The organism is Neobacillus drentensis (genome assembly GCF_036965245.1).
Taxonomy (GTDB): domain Bacteria; phylum Bacillota; class Bacilli; order Bacillales; family Cytobacillaceae; genus Neobacillus; species Neobacillus drentensis_G.
Genome location: NZ_JBALPG010000027.1, coordinates 40,498 through 61,060 on the forward strand (window position 1 = coordinate 40,498; position 20,563 = coordinate 61,060).

23 protein-coding genes are annotated in these 20,563 nt (G+C 36.1%); 15 read left to right on the forward strand and 8 right to left on the reverse strand.

Annotation, left to right across the window (positions count from 1 at the left end; genetic code table 11):
- Positions 1-32: 32 nt before the first annotated feature.
- Positions 33-2,576, reverse strand: a complete 2,544-nt coding sequence (gene mprF / locus V7150_RS07830; protein WP_335515853.1) for a bifunctional lysylphosphatidylglycerol flippase/synthetase MprF — start codon at positions 2,574-2,576, stop codon at positions 33-35.
- Between the two features lie 223 nt (positions 2,577-2,799).
- Here mprF and V7150_RS07835 point away from each other — a divergent pair, with 223 nt between their 5' ends.
- Both V7150_RS07835 and V7150_RS07840 read left to right on the forward strand, forming a co-directional pair.
- Entirely contained in the window at positions 2,800-3,285 is a 486-nt protein-coding gene (locus V7150_RS07835) for an HIT family protein (RefSeq protein WP_335515856.1), read from the forward strand.
- A 279-nt stretch (positions 3,286-3,564) separates the two neighbouring features.
- On the forward strand, positions 3,565-4,278 hold the full coding sequence (locus V7150_RS07840) for an MOSC domain-containing protein (RefSeq protein WP_335515859.1): 714 nt from the start codon (positions 3,565-3,567) through the stop codon (positions 4,276-4,278).
- A gap of 103 nt (positions 4,279-4,381) precedes the next feature.
- On the opposite strand, the gene V7150_RS07845 is transcribed toward V7150_RS07840, so the two are convergent.
- Together V7150_RS07845 and V7150_RS07850 are read right to left on the reverse strand one after the other, a co-directional pair.
- Positions 4,382-5,485 carry a DUF1648 domain-containing protein gene (locus tag V7150_RS07845; RefSeq protein WP_335515862.1) on the reverse strand — a complete coding sequence of 368 codons (1,104 nt, stop codon included), beginning with the start codon at positions 5,483-5,485 and terminating at the stop codon, positions 4,382-4,384.
- The gene (locus V7150_RS07850) at positions 5,485-5,877 is read right to left on the reverse strand and encodes a GntR family transcriptional regulator (RefSeq protein ID WP_335515865.1); all 393 of its coding nucleotides are present in this window, start codon (positions 5,875-5,877) and stop codon (positions 5,485-5,487) included. The genes V7150_RS07845 and V7150_RS07850 overlap by 1 nt, the downstream gene beginning before the upstream one ends.
- 133 nt (positions 5,878-6,010) lie before the next feature.
- Here V7150_RS07850 and V7150_RS07855 point away from each other — a divergent pair, with 133 nt between their 5' ends.
- Positions 6,011-6,229, forward strand: coding sequence for a DNA-binding protein (locus tag V7150_RS07855; RefSeq protein ID WP_335515868.1), 219 nt, complete (start codon positions 6,011-6,013; stop codon positions 6,227-6,229).
- 269 nt (positions 6,230-6,498) lie between these two features.
- Here V7150_RS07855 and V7150_RS07860 read toward each other — a convergent pair whose 3' ends face one another.
- Complete coding sequence (locus tag V7150_RS07860; protein WP_335515870.1) at positions 6,499-6,873, reverse strand: hypothetical protein; 375 nt, start codon at positions 6,871-6,873, stop codon at positions 6,499-6,501.
- 249 nt (positions 6,874-7,122) lie between these two features.
- Here V7150_RS07860 and V7150_RS07865 point away from each other — a divergent pair, with 249 nt between their 5' ends.
- The 8 genes from V7150_RS07865 to V7150_RS07900 all read left to right on the forward strand — a co-directional run bounded on the left by V7150_RS07865 (position 7,123) and on the right by V7150_RS07900 (position 14,043).
- Complete coding sequence (locus V7150_RS07865) at positions 7,123-7,305, forward strand: hypothetical protein (RefSeq protein WP_335515872.1); 183 nt, start codon at positions 7,123-7,125, stop codon at positions 7,303-7,305.
- Between the two features lie 147 nt (positions 7,306-7,452).
- On the forward strand, positions 7,453-8,136 hold the full coding sequence (locus V7150_RS07870; protein ID WP_335515874.1) for a response regulator transcription factor: 684 nt from the start codon (positions 7,453-7,455) through the stop codon (positions 8,134-8,136).
- A 1-nt stretch (position 8,137) separates the two neighbouring features.
- Positions 8,138-9,139 (forward strand): sensor histidine kinase, encoded by a 1,002-nt coding sequence (locus V7150_RS07875; RefSeq protein ID WP_335515876.1) that lies wholly within the window; start codon positions 8,138-8,140, stop codon positions 9,137-9,139.
- A 234-nt stretch (positions 9,140-9,373) separates the two neighbouring features.
- Positions 9,374-10,057, forward strand: a complete 684-nt coding sequence (locus tag V7150_RS07880) for an ABC transporter ATP-binding protein (RefSeq protein WP_335515879.1) — start codon at positions 9,374-9,376, stop codon at positions 10,055-10,057.
- Complete coding sequence (locus V7150_RS07885) at positions 10,054-12,648, forward strand: ABC transporter permease (protein ID WP_335515883.1); 2,595 nt, start codon at positions 10,054-10,056, stop codon at positions 12,646-12,648. Before V7150_RS07880 ends, V7150_RS07885 begins: the two co-directional genes overlap by 4 nt.
- A gap of 348 nt (positions 12,649-12,996) precedes the next feature.
- The gene (locus tag V7150_RS07890; protein ID WP_335515886.1) at positions 12,997-13,173 is read left to right on the forward strand and encodes a hypothetical protein; all 177 of its coding nucleotides are present in this window, start codon (positions 12,997-12,999) and stop codon (positions 13,171-13,173) included.
- Between the two features lie 17 nt (positions 13,174-13,190).
- Positions 13,191-13,433 carry a GNAT family N-acetyltransferase gene (locus V7150_RS07895; RefSeq protein WP_335515890.1) on the forward strand — a complete coding sequence of 81 codons (243 nt, stop codon included), beginning with the start codon at positions 13,191-13,193 and terminating at the stop codon, positions 13,431-13,433.
- Positions 13,434-13,848: 415 nt separating this feature from the next.
- A complete protein-coding gene (locus V7150_RS07900; protein WP_335515893.1) occupies positions 13,849-14,043 on the forward strand; it encodes a hypothetical protein in 195 nt (64 codons plus the stop codon).
- A 30-nt stretch (positions 14,044-14,073) separates the two neighbouring features.
- On the opposite strand, the gene V7150_RS07905 is transcribed toward V7150_RS07900, so the two are convergent.
- Positions 14,074-14,241: a hypothetical protein gene (locus V7150_RS07905; RefSeq protein WP_335515895.1), complete on the reverse strand. Its 168-nt coding sequence runs from the start codon at positions 14,239-14,241 to the stop codon at positions 14,074-14,076.
- A 173-nt stretch (positions 14,242-14,414) separates the two neighbouring features.
- Here V7150_RS07905 and V7150_RS07910 point away from each other — a divergent pair, with 173 nt between their 5' ends.
- The gene (locus V7150_RS07910; RefSeq protein WP_335515898.1) at positions 14,415-15,422 is read left to right on the forward strand and encodes a hypothetical protein; all 1,008 of its coding nucleotides are present in this window, start codon (positions 14,415-14,417) and stop codon (positions 15,420-15,422) included.
- A gap of 1,102 nt (positions 15,423-16,524) precedes the next feature.
- Here the strand turns inward: V7150_RS07910 and V7150_RS07915 are convergent.
- Together V7150_RS07915 and V7150_RS07920 are read right to left on the reverse strand one after the other, a co-directional pair.
- Positions 16,525-16,950 (reverse strand): selenium binding protein, encoded by a 426-nt coding sequence (locus tag V7150_RS07915; RefSeq protein ID WP_335515900.1) that lies wholly within the window; start codon positions 16,948-16,950, stop codon positions 16,525-16,527.
- A 453-nt stretch (positions 16,951-17,403) separates the two neighbouring features.
- Entirely contained in the window at positions 17,404-18,117 is a 714-nt protein-coding gene (locus V7150_RS07920; RefSeq protein WP_335515902.1) for a hypothetical protein, read from the reverse strand.
- Positions 18,118-18,199: 82 nt separating this feature from the next.
- Between V7150_RS07920 and V7150_RS07925 the strand changes: the two genes are divergently transcribed.
- A complete protein-coding gene (locus tag V7150_RS07925) occupies positions 18,200-18,610 on the forward strand; it encodes a hypothetical protein (RefSeq protein WP_335515905.1) in 411 nt (136 codons plus the stop codon).
- A 51-nt stretch (positions 18,611-18,661) separates the two neighbouring features.
- Positions 18,662-19,342: a hypothetical protein gene (locus V7150_RS07930; RefSeq protein ID WP_335515907.1), complete on the forward strand. Its 681-nt coding sequence runs from the start codon at positions 18,662-18,664 to the stop codon at positions 19,340-19,342.
- 193 nt (positions 19,343-19,535) lie between these two features.
- Here the strand turns inward: V7150_RS07930 and V7150_RS07935 are convergent, their stop codons facing one another.
- Positions 19,536-19,976 (reverse strand): Lrp/AsnC family transcriptional regulator, encoded by a 441-nt coding sequence (locus tag V7150_RS07935; protein ID WP_335515909.1) that lies wholly within the window; start codon positions 19,974-19,976, stop codon positions 19,536-19,538.
- A 133-nt stretch (positions 19,977-20,109) separates the two neighbouring features.
- On the opposite strand from V7150_RS07935, the gene V7150_RS07940 reads away from it, so the two are divergent.
- Positions 20,110-20,526, forward strand: coding sequence for a carboxymuconolactone decarboxylase family protein (locus V7150_RS07940; RefSeq protein WP_335515911.1), 417 nt, complete (start codon positions 20,110-20,112; stop codon positions 20,524-20,526).
- The last annotated feature ends 37 nt before the right edge of the window (positions 20,527-20,563 follow it).

The window sequence follows — 20,563 nt, forward strand, 5'->3', positions numbered from 1 at the left end:
GATTGGCTAAAAAAGCCAATCTTTCTTTATGTCTATCTATCCCTATTTTCTCTTTTCTTGCCAATTAATAAAGTGATTTGTGCCATCGTAATTGGCAAGGACGTTTTTTTTCGATAAGCTAAATATTTTGGAAGCCATTTGTCGGCATATTTATCTTTAAATTTTCTTAAACCTTGAAATGAATAGAGAAATTGTCCGTGCAAAAATATTTGAGAAGCAACTTTTTCACTTAAAAACGAAAACTTTGACAGTCCCACATTTGATAAAGGTGCCATCCCGATATTAAAGTACTGATATCCTTGTTCTTTTGCCCAGTCGAATAATGATAGAAAAACAAAGTCCATCGTTCCGTTTGGCGCATGCTTTCCAAAGCGCATCAAATCCAACGAGATCGTTTGGTTTTGATTATAAACAGGCATTATGCTGGCGAAGCCAAGAATCTTCGTTCCATTTGCTCTAATAACAGCTATTTCGGCCTTATTGAGGTAGTTCACATCAAAAAAACCGAGTGAAAAACCTTTTTCCGTTCTTCCTTGAAGCCATTCATCAGATATTTCTTTAATTTCCTTCATGAAATCTGCATGAAAGGGAGGCTCTATAATTTCAAATTGATAATCCTCTCGTTCCAACTTGTTTTTTACTGCCCTGGCTCCTTTCATTTTTTTCCCACTAAATGAAAAGCTGTCTAATTCAACATAAGCCTCCTCGCCTAGCTTAAAAAAGTCATAACCGTTTTCATGCAGATAAGGAAGCATTTTCTCGCTGACCTCGTAAAAAACAGGAGTATATCCATAAAGATCCGCTGTTTCTCGGAATTTTTCTATTGCAGCTGGCAATTCGTCTCGGTCTCCAACAGGGTCACCAAGGACAATAAGCTTGTCTGCATATACTTGATAGACAAACATGACGTTTTCCTCTTTATTCCAATAAATATATTTATCGTGTAAAAAGATTAAATGTGTTAGGACCGTTCCATTATAATGATCCAAATGTTCCATGATTTTTTCTTCCTGAGTAATGGATGTTTTCAGCTCCCACTTTTTATCCCGTCTAACTAAATAGCCAATGAAAAAAAGGACCATTGCGATAAACAAACCGATTAATGCACTTTTAAATAAATCACGAGAGTCTTTAATCAGATATGGTGAAAGCTTTGGAGTCACTTTAATTTCGGAGGAAGGTAAATTGAAATATCCGATTAATAAAAACATAAAGGTAATTACAACAAACATACCGATATCAAACATGGTGTTACTCCAGCTTAATACAAAACTCTCTCTGTAAAATCGCTTTTTTGAAACTCTCAAGAGCACTGCAACAATTAAAATATACAATGCCTCCTCATAATCAAAACCCTTTAAGAAGGTGAAAAAGGCAGCAAAAATTAAAACGACAATTGTTAGGCTGTATGTCCGCTTCTCTTTGTACTGAATACCTCGGGATAACCCGAGCAGGATAAAACCAGTTGCAACTGAGAGTTGATGTGAGATATTCATGATTGGAAAGGATAAGAATTCTTGAGCAATCTGTATCCTTTCGATAATTCCTGGGACAGCTGCCGAAAGAAGCAAAACAAGTCCTGAAAGAAAGACCAAAAAGGTTAAAAATATATGGCTAGTCCTTACTAGGATGGCATTTGGAACATTGTTCCAAGATTGATTCCACTTGTTCCAAAAATCCTTGATAAATAAAACTAATCCGACTAAAAATGGGAGAATAAAATAGCCGATACGATAAAATAGCAGCAGGACAACCACTTTCTCCCCCGGAGCACCTAAAACATGAGTACCCCAGATAAAAAGTAAATCAAACGACCCGAACCCCCCAGGAATCATACTAATAATTCCGGCACATGAAGCAACGATAAAAACCGGCACAAGCTCCTTAAAGTCAATTGGGATACTTAAAATCATACATAATAACCAGATAGCTAGGAAAATTGCAATCCATTCAAACAAAGAAACGATGATCAGTTTGAGCGCTATTCCAAACTCGACCATTGATTCTGTCGCTTTTTTGCGTTGAATTAAATAAATTGTGATAAAAATCGGCAGATATAAACTTATAGCTGCTACGGCCCAAAAAAGCCATCTTTTTTCATGAAAAAGAGGTGAGCTTCGATAACCAACAAGAACGATCCAGGATAGCAAAGAGATGCCGGTCAGATAAAACAGCGAAACAGATGCTATTTTCTTCACTAGTAATTTTTTGTCGGCTTCAGCTTCTTGATAGAAATAGGTTCTCAGTGTAGCACCAACAAGTCCTCCAAACCCAATTAAGTTTGAAAAGGTATTGGCAATAAAAGACCTTTTCACCAGCTCTTTTAACGGTACTTTAAAGCCTAATATTTTTACTAAAAATACATCATAGAAAAACATAGGGAAAATGGCGCAAAAGGTAATGATAAAAATTAAGAACATCTTAGCCAAATGCAATTGACTAACTTCATGGCGAAACAGCTGAATATTCATGTTTCCAGTAAATTTTTTTATTTCATATCCTGCGAGACCTAATAAAATCATTGGAAATAAAATTTTTATGAACAAAAAGATCTTTTCTTTGTTAACCCTTTTCATACTTATTCACCTATTTTCTCCTTGTTCGCCAGCCATTGACATTTCCATTCAATAAAGGATAGGAAAAAGGAAGCCTCTAGTTAACGAAAAAACATATAAATCTAATCTGTATTTTGTATCGAAACTACATAAATATTCATAATGACCTCGGGTAAGGGTTTTTCAATATTTATACAATGGTTTAATATTAAAACCAGACTAGTAGTATTTAGGGGGATCTTCAGTGAGAAAAATAACCTTAGCTAATGGAAACACAGTAGAGGTTGAATGTTTGAGTTGTGCTTTAACGAGTGGATTGATTGAACCAGATGGAGGGGTTGTCATCGAAACAGAGCATTTCCATGCTCATCAAGACGTCGCCTACCCAATAAAGGGATTAATTATTTTGGCGTCGAAGCGTCATATTACCTGTTTTGATGAATTAACCGAGTTAGAGAAGATTGATTATATCAACGTTCTAACCAAAATTAGAAAAGCGCAACGAGAAGTATTAGGAATCGAACATGTTTATTATTTTTATAACGAAGATACCACACACCATTTTCATACATGGATGGTCCCACGCTATGAATGGATGTACAGCTTTGGACGTTCTGTAGAATCTGTCCGACCCGCTCTGCTTCATGCTAGAAATGAAATGAATGATAAAGACAATGTGAAAGAAATGATGGAGGCCATTGCGCTGCTCAGAAATAATTTAAACAGCTGACGGTAAAAAATGACGACACACGAAAACGCATGGTTGGATATTCCAATGTGTTTTCGGGTATGTATCGATTGCGAATTCACAAATAAATTTGACCAAATAAATATCTTCCTAATTTGGTGGCTAAAGGTATGATGTAAGAAGGGATGTTTTTCCGCGTTGCCGAATTTAATAGTTTATGAAGGGGTTTTAAATCAACCAATCGTTATGGAATGGATTAAAAAGTATAATGAAAAATCCGGTCAAAAGTACAGAAAAGTATAATTCAAAGGAGTGAAAAAAGTGAAGACTATTCTTAATAAAGTTTTCATAGGTTTACCTAAAACAATGGGAAGTAAAGAGGCTGTAAATCCCATGGAGCGGGAATGGACAAGCGCCATTTTTAAAGAGCCTGTTGAAGGACCAATCTGGGTTGGCAAAACAGGTTTAACAGGTGATGGAGTAGCAGATTTGGAACACCATGGCGGGCCTGAAAAAGCAGTTTTCGCCTATTCGATTGAAAATTATACATATTGGAGAAATGAATTAGATATTTCGGATATATCAGCTGGCGGCATGGGTGAAAATTTGGTTATGGAACATGCAACAGAGGAAACGGTTGCCATTGGTGATACCTTTCAAATTGGTGAGGCGATTATTCAAGTTTCTCAGCCAAGACAGCCGTGCTGGAAGCCTGCTCGCCGTTTTAAAATTAAAAACTTAGCGTTGTTATTACAGAATACCGGAAAAACCGGCTGGTATTTCCGTGTTTTACAAGAAGGGTATATTGAAGAGGGGCAAACATTTACCATACTTGATCGTCCGTATCCGCAATGGACCATCCAAAAATGTAATCAAATTCTCCATGGTAAGCAGCAGAATTTTGTAGAAATGCAAGAACTTGCTGGTTGTGAATTGCTTGCGCCGGGCATGAGAGCTACTTTAGCAAAGCGAATAGAAAAACGGAACTCCGGTACTCCAGATATCCGCAGCCGAGTTTTTGGACCAAATGAATAAAATAGTGTTTCGATAGACTGTTAGATTAATCTAAACTAATTTACTATTATTTTTCAACAATAAACAGGGATGACTGCCATCCCTGTTTATTTATACATTTAACTTATCCCAACAATTTAGGCAGACCGAAAGCGAGTAAGAGAATCGCGAGCACGATAATCCATGAAAGCGGGTGTGCCCAGTTATTTGTCCAGCCGATGCCGAACCGTTTTTCTAAAAATATCGCTGGGTCATTCTTGTTAAAATAGAACATGCCAAGCTTCCAATAACGGTCATCATCACGATCAATAACTGTGCCGTTTTCACCGCCAGTTTTTACAGCAATACGACTTCCTCCCTGACCAGTTGTTATTGATAGAATAATAGATACCACAACAATACCAATGGTAAAGACGAGTGGGGCAATCATTAATAGTTGATGATTAATTTTATACATTAATGATAGCTGGTGCAGCATGAAAATGGTGATCAAGCCTGTACCCATTATGATAGTGAACAGCGACCATCGTCTTCTGAACACGATATTTTGCCGAATGGATTCCTCGGGATTAGCAGCGGACACTTGCTGTTTGGCTTTAGAAATAATGGTATTGAGGAATAAAAACAGTAGTGTCAGATAGACTTGCATGATCGGCATAAGCAGCACTGTACGATAAGATTTATTTGCCCAGGTGGTGACCTCGCCACTAAAGTTATATTGCATCGGATATCTATCAGGAATAAGCTGGTAATTTGTAAGAGTAATGACGATGGATAAAATCGAAATCAAAAATGGGATGACAAACCAGTAATTAGAGTGTGCCAGCTTTTGATTTCGAAACCCGGTATCAATCGTGACTAACTGCGGCTTTCGCGTCCAATTTTGATTATTATTTTTTAGTTCCTTCATTTGCTTATGGAAAATAAGATAGACGGCAAAACTTACAACTATAAAGGCAAAAATCAAGATGGAAAATAAGACTGCGATGAAGTTTTCATCTCGACCTGCAGCTGTAAACCAAAAGACTGCTGTAATGATAATAGCCAGAATTGCATTCGTCCAGGCATATTTTTGGCGCATTTTTTTTATATCAGGCCGATGGTAAGCCTCTTCAGGGATCGATACACCGAAACTTTCTGTTTTTCGTGTCCAAAAAGGGATAAAAATTAGCGGAATAAAGATCGGAATCATCATCGCAATAAGAAATAATAAAATGTTGGAAGTCATTATTTATCACCCTTCATGTTAAAATTTGCGAATATTCGACTGCAAAGCTGTAAAAAATCTTTTTCCTGAACATCGCGGCAAACTGCTTCAGCAATCAATGGATGGAGTTTGGATTCTAATTCTGACCAGTAGGCTTCATTTGCTTTAGGAACGCCATCGGGATTGACAACTACCCCTTTTTGCCGATGAATCAAAATAAATCCTTCTTGTTTTAATTGCTGATAGGCTTTGTTAACGGTATGAAGATTAATGCTTAGATCCGCTGCCAGTGACCGTACGGAGGGTAGTGCCTCGCCAGGGCTTAGTTCTTTTTTTGCGATACCGGCAATGATCTGGTACTTTAATTGTGTATAAATTGGTTCTTCTGATTCAAGGTCAAGTGTAATATACACATACTCCACACTCCTTTTGTGTTATGTGTTATATTTATAGTATAACAGATATAACAAGGGAGTCAATATGTTAAAAGACCAAGACCGGTCAGTAAATAATCTAATTAAAATTTTTTAGAAGGGAGAATTCCTTATGACAGAAAACAAACATATAACCGAAAGCGACCTTCCTGCTAGATTAGCAAAGCCAGCACAACGGGCACTTTTAGCAGCCGGATATTTGCAGCTGGAGCAAATCGCCAAAGTTAGTGAAGTGGAAATCTTGAAGTTACATGGTATGGGCCCAAAAGCATTGGAGCAGCTCCGAAGTGCTCTTGCTGCTAAGGGCCTATCATTTGCAAACCGTGCATAACCATATATTTATTTACCCAATCTTTGTTGGGAAATTTGCAAATGTAGTAACTTAGGGAGAGATTAGAGCAGCGGCAGTTTCAGCTAAATATCCAACGGTTAGAGTTAAAAGGAGTAAAGCGGAACAAATCAGGGGTGGCATTAAATAAAAAATTAGATTTGAGATTGAAGGGACTAAACCAAAGTCCTTTTCATAGCTGATAATTTGTCGACAAGAAGTATACGGCTAATTTACTTTCTTATATCCTTAAAATAAGGAAGATGCCTCCACTAAAGGCGGTCATCTTCCCATGCTCTGTCAGCATCAATATTGTATTTTTCTTTTAAGGGTTGACTTCGTGTTACAGTATTTTTTAACTGGTTTGTTTGCATATTCTTTTCTTCAATATTTAATTCACTAGCTCCTTTGGTTTGATCAAAGAATCCTAAAGCATATTTGACCACTTCTTGAATATCATTTGTTTCGTAAGCAGCAAAATCCTCGTTAGTGATATTCAACTTAACGCCTTCTAGTGCATATCCACTGTCTAAATCGATATCCAAATGTACCTCATAGCCTTCAGCATTTTCATTCGCTTCAATAATGTTGAAAGTCTGAATCGTTGTGCCCGTTTCATAATCCATTGATTCCATAAAATCTGACATACAAACACCGCCTTATTTTCAAGTGTAACCTCCCATAGTTTTAGCCGTACTATCCTCTGATATTCCTTTGGCTTTATGTACCCTTTAAAGGTTGATGAAATAGCCTATCGACTCTGAGTTTTTTTAAAAAAGCCTAAATTTTCTGGAAACGCTTACATTTATTTATTAAAAATGGTATAATAAACCAGAGAACCTCATAATTTTTTCATCAGGCACATCGTAATGAAATCATGAAAGGGGTAGAGAAGAATGGCTGAAAGTATCTTTAAACACTTAGAAAAAAAGGGAATCATTGTACCTGAACACCAGATTCAACCTTTAATGTCACAGTGGGATGCCTACCATCTATTGACAAATAATTCAAATCCCGAAAAGCTTGCCGGTAATAACCCGGGCCTCAAAAATGTACCAGAGGAGCCCAGATACCAGTAAAGTATTGTAAAATAGAAAATTGGAGATTTTCCTCCATTACATTGTGATAAACTTGTAAAGGGTGTCAGGCACCATGTGAATATTTCACATGGTGCCTGACACCTTTTTATGCTGTTATAATGGGGAGTGAAGGGCGGGAAGGATAAGATGAAAATTTTGCTTGTGGAAGATGATAAAACGATTGCATCTGGACTTGAATATTCGCTGCAGCAGGATCAGTTTTCCACGATTCTATGCTATGATGCCGCATCTGCTAAAAAGGTGTTAGCAGAGGAATTGGATCAAATTGCTTTATGTTTATTTGATTTATCCCTGCCAGATGGGAGCGGCTATGAATTGTGTGAGCTGGTGAAGGAACGGAGAGACATTCCTGTAATATTTTTAACAGCGATTGACGATGAGGTCAATGTCGTGATGGGGCTTGACATGGGAGCAGATGATTACATAACCAAACCTTTTCGGATCCGCGAGCTTATATCCAGGATCAAAACAGTTTTAAGAAGATATCAAAAGCATCCGCAATCAAAAATCATCATTGAAATACAGAATGTCAGCATTAATACACTCGAAGGAAAGGTTTATAAAAATGGCGAAGAAATACTGTTAACTGCCTTAGAATATCGCTTATTTCTAATCTTCGCGAACCATATCGGACAGGTTCTCTCACGTAATCACCTATTAGAGCAGATTTGGGATGTGGCTGGGGACTTCGTAAATGATAATACTTTAACGGTTTACATAAAAAGGCTGAGGGAAAAGTTAGAGGATTATCCGCAAAATCCACAAATTATCAAAACCGTACGGGGATTAGGCTATAAGGTGGGTGATTAGCATGCTGCGTAATCGCGAGGTGCGAATTCTCTTACTAACGATGTGCCTGATTAGTCTAGCGGGCCTCCTGGCAGCAGCATTTCTTTCGCTGGCTGCAATGGCACTTGTTTTTATCGTTTCTGTCTTACTCATTGGATGTTGTTTTATATTTACGAATTGGAGATATCGCGAAATCGAAAAGCTGTCCGGATATTTGCGTCAAATAAGCGGTGGTGATTATTCACTCGATGTACGTGATAATTACGAAGGTGAGCTAAGCATTCTAAAAAATAATATTTATAAAGTGACTATCATGCTATCAGAACAGGGTACGCTTTTGCAGCAGGATAAAATCCAGCTTACCAATGCGATTTCCGACATATCCCATCAGCTCAAAACCCCACTTACCTCGATGATGATCATGGCCGATTTATTAAGTGATGCCAAGCTGCCGGCAGCAAAAAGAAATGAATTCACCCGCACTATTCGGATTCAGCTTGAACGTATCGAATGGCTCGTTTCTTCATTATTAAAACTGTCAAAAATTGACGCAGGAACGGCCCAATTCAAAAAAGATCAAATAGCGGTGAAAAAACTGATTCAAAAAGCATTGGAGCCCGTTTTGATTCCAATGGACATTAAGGAACAAACCATTTCAATTAAGGGTGATGATGCCGTTTCCTTTGTTGGCGACCTTAATTGGACCGCTGAAGCTGTAATCAATATTTTAAAAAACTGCGTGGAGCATACCACTACGGGTGGAAAGATTATCATTTCTTTTTCAGAAAATGCTATGTTTACGGAAATCATCATTGCTGATAACGGGAAAGGTATCGCGAAGGATGATCTCCCGTATATTTTTAAGCGCTTTTACAAAGGAAAGAATGCCAGTGAAGAGAGCATCGGAATCGGGATGGCGATGGCACAAAGCATCATCACCAGCCAAAATGGCGATATCGAGGTTAAAAGTAAGGATGGAGAGGGGACTCAGTTTCGGATTAAGTTTTATAAGCAAGTGGTGTAAGTATAAAAGCGTACTCGAAATTTGCGGATAAGTTGTGCTTACTGTTAGATAACGCAGGCTTACTGCAAGATAGGACCGGTTCACTGTCGTTAAAGGCTACTTTACTGGTGGGATGCCACTTTTTGTTATTGAAATAAACCATTAAGTGACTAAACTGTCACTTTACAGTCACTGGAAAGTCATTTTAGCCAGATAAACTAGAACCATCAGCAAAAACATGGAGGTTTTACCATAATGGAAATTTTAAAAATAGAACATCTGACTAAAATGTACGGAAAAGGCGAGACGGCAGTTAAGGCACTTGATGATGTTTCTTTTTCAGTTAAAAAAGGTGAATTTGTCGCTATTATCGGCCCGTCCGGATCGGGGAAATCGACGCTTTTGCATTTACTTGGCGGTGTTGACCGTCCAACCAGCGGCAAGGTCCTCGTGGATAATACCGATATTTATAACTTAAATGAAACACAGCTTGCGATTTTTAGACGCAGGCAAATAGGTTTAATCTATCAATTTTACAACCTGATTCCGGTCCTGACAGTGGAAGAGAACATTACCCTGCCACTCTTGCTGGATGAACATAAGGTCGACAAGAAACAGTTTAATGATATCGTTAAGATTCTCAATCTGGAGAAACGCTTAAACCATCTCCCTAATCAGCTATCCGGCGGGCAGCAGCAACGGGTCTCGATCGGCCGGGCACTGATTAGTAATCCTGCTATTATGCTTGCTGATGAGCCAACAGGTAATCTAGATAGTAAAAATAGTAGTGAAATTATTGATTTATTAAAAATGTTTAATAAAACATTTAAGCAAACGCTGCTAGTTATTACCCATGATGAACGAATTGCCTTGCAAGCAGACAGAGTCATTGCAATTGAGGATGGCAGAATCGCCAAGGATGAGGTGATTCGTCCGTGAATATTGTGAATAAATTAACGGTCCGGCATTTGAAGCAGAACAAAAGGCGGACGCTAGTGACCATCATTGGTGTCATTATTTCTGTCGCCATGGTGACAGCAGTGGCAACCCTTGGTGTCTCTTTTATGGATTTAATGCAAAGGCAGACAATTGCAAGTGAAGGTGAGTGGCATGTCCTTTACAGGGATGTAAACAAAGAGCAGCTTAAAGCGATTAAAAATGATAAGGAAACAAAAAAGGTTGTCATTTCACGTGACCGTGGCTATGCCCTATTAGAAGACGGACAAAATGAAAGCAAGCCATATTTGTTTATCAAGGAGTATAATGCCCAAGGGTTAAAACAGTTTCCAATTGAATTAAGTAAAGGGCGGGTGCCAAAAGCGAATAATGAGGTTGTTCTTTCTGAGCACATAGCCTCGAACGCAAAAGTAGAATACAAGATTGGTGATAAATTAACCCTTGAAGTTGGACAACGTACTATGCCTGGTGTTAAGGACCATGTCTTCGGACAAGAGGATCCATTACAATTAGAGGATGAGAAAACGTCCGAGAGTGTGACAAATAAAACAACGAAAAGCTACACGGTCGTAGGCTTCATCAAACGTCCTACATGGGAACCGACCTGGTCACCTGGGTATACGGTTATTAGCTATGTGGATGAAAATACGATTGGAGCGAACGATCCAGTCAATGCGACGCTTGTATTAAAAAAGGTCAAAAGTTCCTTATACGATCATGCGAAGGACTTGGCAAAGCAAAACAAAATAAAAACGGTCGAATTTAATAATCAGTTATTGCGCTATTACGGGGTGACAAATAATGATGGTCTGAAGAATATGTTGTATTCATTATCAGCCATCATTATGGCGATCATTATCATTGGTTCTATTTCATTAATCTATAATGCCTTCGCTATCTCTGTTTCAGAACGTTCCCGTCATTTAGGGATGCTCGCAAGTGTTGGGGCAACAAAAAGACAGAAACGAAACTCGGTGTTTTTCGAAGGAATCATCATCGGTGTAATCAGTATCCCGATTGGTATCATTTGCGGTCTTCTCGGAATCGGGGTTACCTTTTGGTCGATTAATTCCGTTATTCAAGGAGCATTAGGAGTGACGGAAAAATTAACTGTAGCGGTTACCCCCATCTCTATTTTGATCGCCTGTGCGATTTCGATGGTGACTATATTTATCTCTACGTATCTTCCAGCCATTAAGGCATCTAGAATCTCCGCTATTGATGCAATCCGTCAAACAACAGAGGTTAAGCTTACGGGTAAAGTAGTGAAAACATCGAAGTTCGTTCGCAAGTTATTTGGAATTGAAGCAGAAATAGGCTTGAAGAATTTAAAGAGAAACAAACGCAAGTACCAAGCAACGGTATTTTCACTTGTTATCAGTATCGTACTATTTTTAACCGTATCATTTTTTACATCCAATATGAAAAAATCGCTTGTGCTCTCACAGGATAGAATAAGTTATGATATTTCTGTTTATAGCGACAATTTAACCGAAACAGATTTTCGGCTCCTGAAATCATTTTCTTCTCTTGAGGATGTAACGGAATCAGGTGTGGTGAGAGAGTTAAATATGAGTACCTGGATCAACGAGGCATCTCTTGCCGATGAATTACAAAAAATGGTGAAGCAGGATAAGAGTATGCTTGAGAACGGAAAATTCTCTTATTCTGTGCAAATCCATGCATTGAATGAACAAGATCTACAGGCTTATGCAAAGGAAATCGGCGCTGATTATAAAGAGTTGACAAATCGGGAGCATATGACGGGAATTGTAATTGATACAATCCCTTATGAAGATATGACAACAGGGAAATATGTTGAAGGTAAAGCCATCCATATGGAAGCAGGCCAAAGTATCGATCTAAATTTTAACTATGAAAATAGCGAAAAAGAGACTTTAATAAACAAAGTGGAAATTGTCGCTTTGACTGATCAAATGCCGATGGGAATTTCACCAGTGGGGATTGGCGGGGTAAACATCATCGTTTCAGAACAAGGAATGGAACAGCTGTTGAACGAAAAGTTGCTTCCCTATGTTCGAACATCTCTCTATCTGAAGAGCAAGGACCCGATGAAAACACAGGAGGAAATTGAGGAAATTAAAAACAGTAAAATGTATATTCACAATGTATATCAAGGAAGACAACAGGAAGAACAGATGATCATGCTCATGTCGGTATTTACGTATGGCTTTATTGCGTTAATTACCGCAATTTCGATTGCAAATATTTTCAATACTATTTCGACCTCGATTTCCTTAAGAAAACGGGAATTTGCAATGCTGAAATCGGTGGGAATGACGCCAAAAGGCTTTAATAAAATGATCAACTACGAAAGTATTTTTTATGGCATCAAGTCGTTGCTTTATGGACTTCCGATTAGCATTGCCGTGATGTATTTGATCCACAGGGCAATGATGAACAGCTTCAGCTATGGATTCACTCTGCCTTGGATCAGTATGATCTATGTGGTTGCCGCCGTATTTATCATCGTAGGCTCCGCCATGCTTTACTCCAGCTCCAAAGTTAAAAAGGAAAACATCGTTGATACCTTAAAACAAGAAAATATATAAGAAAGGGTGTCAGGCACCATGTGAAATTTTCACATGGTGCTTCTATTTTTTTGTAGGAATACGATGAAATACATGGTAAAATTGTGAAAAAATACAATTATATGAAAATCTCAAGGGATGCATGAAGATCGGTTGTATTATTTGGAATTATGAGCCTGCCAAACGGACGGCTCTTTGTGTTAGCCGACTTTCCTATCAGGTATAAGTGCATTAAGGAAAGCTTCATAGCATATGCATTGTAGTCGAATAGCGGTGCTTTTCGACGAACTACTCCTCTGTCTTCGCCTTACTGCTCGCCAATTGGCGAGTTTTCTTTATATTTTAATATCAATTTTGGGGGTTTTAGACATGTTCACAAAGCTTATCCATAATGACGTGGTAATGGAAGATGGGAGCCTTTTTGGATTTGATGAGGTTCAATATAACCTATTATTTCGTATAAGCGAAGGCAGTGATGCATTATGCCTCAAAACACTGGATGATAAGATGATTTTTGCCCAAACGCCGGGGCAGAATGGCTTGTAGATGGAAAGCCTGTTTCCATGGCAAATATTTCTCATCGCACAGCAAAATATGGCCGAATTAACGCTGTGTTTACACCAATCGAGTTTCGGAAAAACGGCTATGCAAGTGCGTTGGTTGCAGAGCTATGTGTTATTTTGGAAAAAGAAAAGTTAGTTCCGATGTTGTATGCGGATATCAGTAATCCCGCCTCCAATAAGGTATATCAAAACATTGGTTTCTTAAAAAGCGGAAAGATTACCGAAATCGAATTTCTGGAATAAGTAAACTCATTTCCATTTTTTTTAGGATAGGTTGTCAGTGCCAGAAGAAATGTAAAAAAGGAGTAGATTGGTCACTCTGGAAGAATGACAATGCCCGATGAAGGTAAAAAAAGAGCAACCCGGTCACTCTGAAAGAATGACAGTGCCCGAAGAAGTGGAAAAAAGAGCAGGTCGGTCACTCTGAAAGAATGACAGTGCCCAAAGAAGAGGAAAAAAGAGGAGAGCGGTCACTCTGAAAGAATGACAGTGCCCAAAGAAGAGGAAAAAAGAGGAGAGCGGTCACTCTGAGAGAATGTCAGTGCCCGAAGAAGTGGGAAAAAGGTTTGAGCGGGCAATTAGGAGGATTATAGTGAACGAAAATCGAAGAAACATTATACTGTGACTTCATGTTGAAATAAAGAAAGGTGGTATTTCAGTGAATTTTCAAGTGCAAAGTGGGGAGTTTCAGACTTTAGATCAATTAGTAAAGTCCATTGACAATATACCTAGAAAACAATCTACGCTACTAATCGGAATCGATGGCTGCGGCGGTTCAGGAAAAAGTACATTGGCAAATTTTTTTAAAGTGCCTGCTCTAGTCCGCAGGATTTTTACCAATAAAAGTAATTGAATTACTTATAAGATAATAGGGGGAATCCCCTTACCATTTAAGCCCTAATTCATCGCAATAAACATCTGCTTCAATAAAACAATTTCTCATATCTGCTTCATTATCCATTTCTCTGAGGATATCATACACTGATTCTTCTAGGTCATAGACAGCCGTATAATGGACGTAGATTACATACTCGTTAGCTATTATCTCCATTTTGTAATTTTCTTTTAAGAACTGTTCGATTCTTTCTTTTACCTTCCCTTAAAAATAATTAGAGATTGTGAAGGGGTGTACTTAAAGTAACTCAAAGTTTTTTTCAAGAGTAAATATTAATTTCATGAATATTTTGGGAAAAATGGACATCCTTTATATGAGGAGGTGTTTTAATGTCTAAAAATATATTTATTACTCTTTTATTAATGTTATCAATACTGTCTGCTTGTAGCTCTAAATCACAAAGTTTTATTAGTGAGAGTGTTAATGGGCAAGCTGAATTGATGACTGTTAAAGGTGAAAAGGTGGATAAAATATTTTCTAGTAAGCATATTGATGATACAGGTTTAAGAACTGCAATTAATTTAGGTTATGGCCAAGCTATTGATCAAACATTTTATGATGAAAAACATGACATAACAGTACATTTTGAGAGTGTGATGACGGATGATAAGGAGACTAAACTGTTACTGACCTATCAAAGTGAAAAAACAAATTTAAAAAACTATTATCTCGATATATTTGAAGGTGTAACTTCGATCAATCTGATTGTTGGAAATGAACAAAAAAAATTAGATAATGTGGGTTGGGGAAGCAGATATTACAATAGTAAAGAAAACAAAGTGGTTGAAGCCTTATCCTTTAAGACAATAAAAGAATATGAAAGCCAAGACATTGGATTAGAAATCGAAAATTTGACAATTTGGAATGACAGTGGGAGAGGGAATGTACAAACAACATGGCCGTTGGAATTCAAGCTTGATCAATCCGCCATCCTAAAAAGGGAATCAGTAGAAATAAATAAGGAATTCAATTTTGAAAATGAAACATACAAGATTAAAAGGGTAGAGTTTTCACCGCTAGAAACAAGAGTTGTTGTAATTGGATCTGATTCGAAGTTACTAACAGATGAAAGTGGAATGCAATACAAAGTGAGAAACAAATTGAAACATCAATTCCTTAATGCAAGGAAAATTGATAAAAAATACGGTTATACTGTTGATGATAAAAAGTCTGGTGTTTTTTTGAAATCAGCTGGTGAAAAAGTTGATCCAATATTTAGCAAGGGGGAAGTAGTTGGAGCAGATGATGAATATATTATGATCTTTGCCCCAGTTAAGGATCGGCATGACTGTATTCTTGAAGTTAGTGATGTTATAAAGATTCAGTTAACAAAGTAATTGTGTATACTTAATAAATATAATCTATCTCAATCGGACGCACTTCTTAAGCAAGAAGGCGTCTTTTTATATTGACTCGATTGTTGGAAAAATATTTTAAATAACACAAACTACGCCCCTAAATATTTGGGTACAGTTTGTCGCTTTTGCATAAAGGACCGCGATGGAACCTATCAATTAAAAAAAGAAAAAACATAGACAAACATACAAAAGTTTGAAAATTTGGAATTTAATGAAGGTATTTGAAAATTTATAGAGAAATAATAAATGAATATAATAAGGGGTTGATTTTATGAAATTAATGAAAAATGTTTTTTATGTTTTGTAGCAGGATTAGTTTTTTTTTCAACTATAACATCGGCTGACAGTGCAGGATGGCAAACTATTCTTTCCGGTAATTATACTGCAACATCTTCTGGTTCCAAAACCACTATTGCTTATTCAGGGGGAGGGGATATAAGGCTTTGTGTAAGTGGTATTGACGCTAATAATAACGTGACATTCTATTTTTATTCAGACAATGGTTCAGCAGGTAGCGAACTAATTCCCCCAATCGGTGGATATGGGTATGCAGCTAATAGTTCAGGTCCTTCGCCATATTTTTGTTTTCCTAGTATAGATGTTCGCCCATATGTTGATGGTTCAAACAATAAAGCAGAAATTTATATTAAAATGTATTCTCGAAATCAAGCTAGTGACACTGTATATTTAGAACTTCAAGACTAAAAAAACAAGGTCTTCCTTTTAACAAAACAAAAAAAGAGCGTAGCTCAAAAGGGTTGCGTTCTTTTTCTGTGTTTCAAAAAGTTCCGTTTTTGGTAATGGTTTAGCCTATGAAAAATGCTTTTTATCATGCCGAAATTTGCTTAACGTATGTTTTCCGCGTTTTGTTGGTGGGACCCCTTTCTGTATCTTAAAAATAAAGTTTGATCAAAAATAACCTAGCAAACCCACATTTTACATTAAAGACAAAGAACCTGTTTTGAAAAAAAGCTCGCCCAAAACAGGTTCATTCTTTGTGAAGCTCTATACAATTTTCATAAAATAGTTTGATCATTTTCATCCTATAATCTTCAACAATCGCACCCTTTTCTTCATAGAACTAAAACCCTCTAAATTCATGAAGGAGACCACATAATTCTTCGTTCTTTTTAATAAAATTATAAAGGTAATCCTCTGTAATAATAAACTGTTTTCCATTCTTTTGTTTAGTTGCTAAAGTCTGTTTACCATCACCATCAGTTATTTGAAAGCTATGAATAATTCTATTCCTCATTTCAATAACTTCAGAAAAACAAGAAGTAATATTTGTATCTGAAAACTTAGTTATAGTTTCCTTTATTGGTTGACTAAGTTGACCAGAAGTATAATCAATTAATTCATGCCAATTAAACCTGTTTTCCTCATCATTTTTAAGTATATTTTCAATGATAAATGCATTGTTAGAGTTGAAAACACAGATTGCACTTCCTAACAATTCCCTATACTTTCTTGACGGTAAAGATTGCCTACTATATTCTTCATACATTTTCTCTATTCACCTCGCTGTTCAGGGAAAACTTTATTCCTTGTATTCATTCATAAATTATTTATTAATCTTCAACAATATGGCCCGTTTGTTAAAGTGTACAATCCGACTTTTCAACGTAATTGTATCAAACCTTTTTATAAATTATCGAACTTTATTTAAAACGATCAATCTTTATTATAAATTATCAAACTTTATTTAAAATCAACACTTTCGGTTTTCCAGTAGATGGGGTCTCGCCAATATTTCGCGAAAAACATACGCTAAGCAAAATTCGACAAGTAAATTCAAAGTAAACCAATAACTTAAAGTGAAAATAATAAAAAAGTGATATAACCCTTGATAATACTAGGATTATATCACTTTAACTTTAAATATATACTTTTCGCTAAATGTTGATCATACGAATTGTTATGTCTAGTAAGTTCTAGGTTAATACTCTGCCATAACCTATTAATTTATTGTTACACCTAAATCTTTTACACCGTCTTTTATATTTACAGTAGGATACGTATTCCATGGTACCCAAACTACTACTTTTCTTCCACCTGACTCCACAATAGATAATTGCTCAGATGCCTTTCCTTCTAAAGCCTTTTTATGCTCTTGAGTTAAGTAATTATCTATTAAGCTCGATGTTACAAATAAAGCATTCCCTTGGAAAAATGAAGTTAATAACGCTGGGATTTTACAATATGATGCTGCCGTTGAAAGTATTGCTAAAATAACTTCTAATGGCTCTATTTCAGGAATTTTTATTGTATCTAACAATTCCTTAGTTTGAGCTGGACTAAGATATATACTAGAGTTAGAAGATATGTACATAGATCCATAGTAATCTCTATAGAAAACATATCCTCCATTACTTAATGTATAAGCTGATGCAGCTGCTACACTAGTTTTCGAAGAAAATGACCCAGTATTTTTATTTTTGCTTTTAATTATTTCTTTCATTTCATCAAAATAATCTAAAGCACCTTGCATTTCTAACTGTTCTGCAACTAGTTTTAATGTCTCTGAATCAATAGAATCATCTTTAAAACTTATGTCACTCATTGTTAAACTCTTATTTTCTTGAGCTTTAACATCTTTGACACCTATCATAGGTGATGCTATTGCACTGGTTAAAAGTGTAGCTGTTAATATCCATGATACAGATTTTGCCATAGTGCACACTCCTTTCCAAATATGGTAATATATTTACATGATAACATATTAAAATTTTTTTACAAATTAAAGGAGATTAAATATGAGTTCAAAAACTTATTTTTCACAAAGACTAAAAAATAATCATGCTCTAACCATCAATCTTATACTTGCAATTTTTTTTATAGGTTGCTACTTCTTAGTAAATACACTATATACTAAGGAAGTATCAATAAATATCAACGTAAAGCTAGTACTACCAACATATATAACGTTAGAATATTTTATAAATAGACTAGGATATTATAAGAATTTAAAAAATATAAGCGAGGAAATCATATTCACAATAGTAAATGTAATAACTATTGGGTACATAAGTTACATATATCCTACATATAAAAATATAATGGGACCAATAGAAGAAACTATACTTGAAATAATAAAAATAGGAATAATACCTATAATGATAGTAGTAGGAGTAATAGGTATAGTGTTAAAAATGAGGAAAAAATAGAAAGCGTAAAAGCAGAACCTAAAAAAAATTTTAAAAAATCAAGTTAATATCATGATGACAAGATTTTTACTGAATTTTTTGTCACCAAATAATGTAACTCCTGAAAATAACCGAACATTTCTTAGCGTAGGAAAAATCGGCTTTATTAATGTCGAAATTTGCTTAGCGTATGTTTTTCGCGTTTCGTTGGTAGGGCCCCTTAAAAGAGAAAGAATAGTCGAAGTAGAAGGACGAAAAGCTAGGATTACAACCATCGTGTTACGTCCGGCAAGTACAATTGGCGTTAGGGATAAATCGTCATTTTTTGCAAGACTATACGTCACGCATGCTACCGATCAATATCCGATGATAGGCAATGGTGCTGCTAAAGTTTCTCTCGTTGATACGCGTGACATTGGTCGGGCAATGGCATGGTTAGGAACTTATCAAGAACCCGAAAATGATCATAGCATCTTTTTGCTTAAAGGATTCGATACAACTTGGAATCAATTAAAGACAGCCATAGATAATGCAACTGGGAAGATTTCCAAGACAATGCACTTGCCGAAAAACTTAACGGAAGAGCAAATGATTGCATATAAATTAACTCCTTTTGCAGTGAAAACTTTTACAGTGAATAGAATTTGGGATGACAACAAAATACGAAAACTCGGCTTCAACACAAAATATTCGCTGACGGATGCGGTAGAAGCTGAAATCAGAGACTTAATTAGACGGAATCACTCGATTTAAAAGTATCAAATAAGATGTATTCTGCGTCACTTTTACCCAAGAAAGAGACACTATTTAAAGATTTCAGTGATTAGATAAAATATTATTAAGATGTGCTTATGTGAAAGGCTGCCAACATACTGGCGGCTTTTCTTGTTGAAGTAACGTGCAGGATAATTTAATAAAGAGGAAGTAATCTTTAGATAAGAAATAATCAGTCCATATCAAATCTTAAATTTGTTTGAACTTCTGAAAAAATAAAATTAGTTACAGTTTGTGCAAATGGACTAACAGTATCAATGAATTTCTCTGCTTTAGCAAAGGTTTCAAAATGCATTTTGAGCATATAACAAGCATTTCCTGCAATACGATAACAAAATTCTACATTTGGAAGTTTCTCTATATAATTTTTAAAAGACTTATAGTCACCATTTTTAACTGTTGCTTCTATTATGCATTGGATTGGTAAACCTAATTTCTCATAATCAACTTCTAAGGTATATTTTTTTATCAATCCAAATGACTCCATTTGTCTTACTCGTTCCGTTACGGATGGGGAAGACAACTTCACTCTTCTTCCAAGTTCACTCATTGATAAACGGCTATTATTTTGTAATTCATCTATTATTTTTTTATCAATAACATCTATTTTCATTTTTTAAGTAAATCCTCCAATATTCGTTAATAATTTAAACAATTCTTTGCTTATTTATTGTTAATTTAATGTGATTTAGTAATTTTATTTTTTATAATTAACTTATATTTAATATAACAAGGAGGCACTTTAAATGACAAGAATTGTTGAATCTAATTTTGGAGAAACACCTTTTCAAAGACTTTTAGGACATAACAAAGAAGTAATGGAAGCATGGTCACACTTAGGAGATGCATTAGAAAAAGATGGACTGCTATTTTCTGGATTAAAGGAACAGGTAAGGCGAACATTAGCACAAAGTAGCGGCTGTGAGTATTGTAAAGCGAAAGGAAAACCCGAACCTGATAATTTTAATGAAAAAATATCTATTGCAGTAGGATTTGCAGAAGTATTTTTAAAGCAAAGGGGCGATATATCAGATTCTACTTTTAATATACTGAGAGAATGTTTTACAGAAAAGGAAATAAGTGAACTATGTGCATTTATCTCCTTTACCACTGCTTCACAATATTTTGGTGCCATTATGAAATTAGAAGCTGTTGGAATATAACATAGATTCCTAATTCTTTTTCAACGAACGGGTGCTT

Bases quoted from the DNA above. Each gene is read 5' to 3' on its own strand.
- mprF (WP_335515853.1), bottom strand. From the start codon at position 2,576: ATGAAAAGGGTTAACAAAGAAAAGATCTTTTTGTTCATAAAAATTTTA.
- V7150_RS07845 (WP_335515862.1), bottom strand. From the start codon at position 5,485: ATGACTTCCAACATTTTATTATTTCTTATTGCGATGATGATTCCGATC.
- V7150_RS07855 (WP_335515868.1), top strand. From the start codon at position 6,011: ATGACAGAAAACAAACATATAACCGAAAGCGACCTTCCTGCTAGATTA.
- V7150_RS07860 (WP_335515870.1), bottom strand. From the start codon at position 6,873: ATGTCAGATTTTATGGAATCAATGGATTATGAAACGGGCACAACGATT.
- V7150_RS07865 (WP_335515872.1), top strand. From the start codon at position 7,123: ATGGCTGAAAGTATCTTTAAACACTTAGAAAAAAAGGGAATCATTGTA.
- V7150_RS07870 (WP_335515874.1), top strand. From the start codon at position 7,453: ATGAAAATTTTGCTTGTGGAAGATGATAAAACGATTGCATCTGGACTT.
- V7150_RS07875 (WP_335515876.1), top strand. From the start codon at position 8,138: ATGCTGCGTAATCGCGAGGTGCGAATTCTCTTACTAACGATGTGCCTG.
- V7150_RS07880 (WP_335515879.1), top strand. From the start codon at position 9,374: ATGGAAATTTTAAAAATAGAACATCTGACTAAAATGTACGGAAAAGGC.
- V7150_RS07890 (WP_335515886.1), top strand. From the start codon at position 12,997: ATGTTCACAAAGCTTATCCATAATGACGTGGTAATGGAAGATGGGAGC.
- V7150_RS07895 (WP_335515890.1), top strand. From the start codon at position 13,191: ATGGCAAATATTTCTCATCGCACAGCAAAATATGGCCGAATTAACGCT.
- V7150_RS07905 (WP_335515895.1), bottom strand. From the start codon at position 14,241: ATGGAGATAATAGCTAACGAGTATGTAATCTACGTCCATTATACGGCT.
- V7150_RS07910 (WP_335515898.1), top strand. From the start codon at position 14,415: ATGTCTAAAAATATATTTATTACTCTTTTATTAATGTTATCAATACTG.
- V7150_RS07915 (WP_335515900.1), bottom strand. From the start codon at position 16,950: ATGTATGAAGAATATAGTAGGCAATCTTTACCGTCAAGAAAGTATAGG.
- V7150_RS07920 (WP_335515902.1), bottom strand. From the start codon at position 18,117: ATGGCAAAATCTGTATCATGGATATTAACAGCTACACTTTTAACCAGT.
- V7150_RS07925 (WP_335515905.1), top strand. From the start codon at position 18,200: ATGAGTTCAAAAACTTATTTTTCACAAAGACTAAAAAATAATCATGCT.
- V7150_RS07930 (WP_335515907.1), top strand. From the start codon at position 18,662: ATGATGACAAGATTTTTACTGAATTTTTTGTCACCAAATAATGTAACT.
- V7150_RS07935 (WP_335515909.1), bottom strand. From the start codon at position 19,976: ATGAAAATAGATGTTATTGATAAAAAAATAATAGATGAATTACAAAAT.
- V7150_RS07940 (WP_335515911.1), top strand. From the start codon at position 20,110: ATGACAAGAATTGTTGAATCTAATTTTGGAGAAACACCTTTTCAAAGA.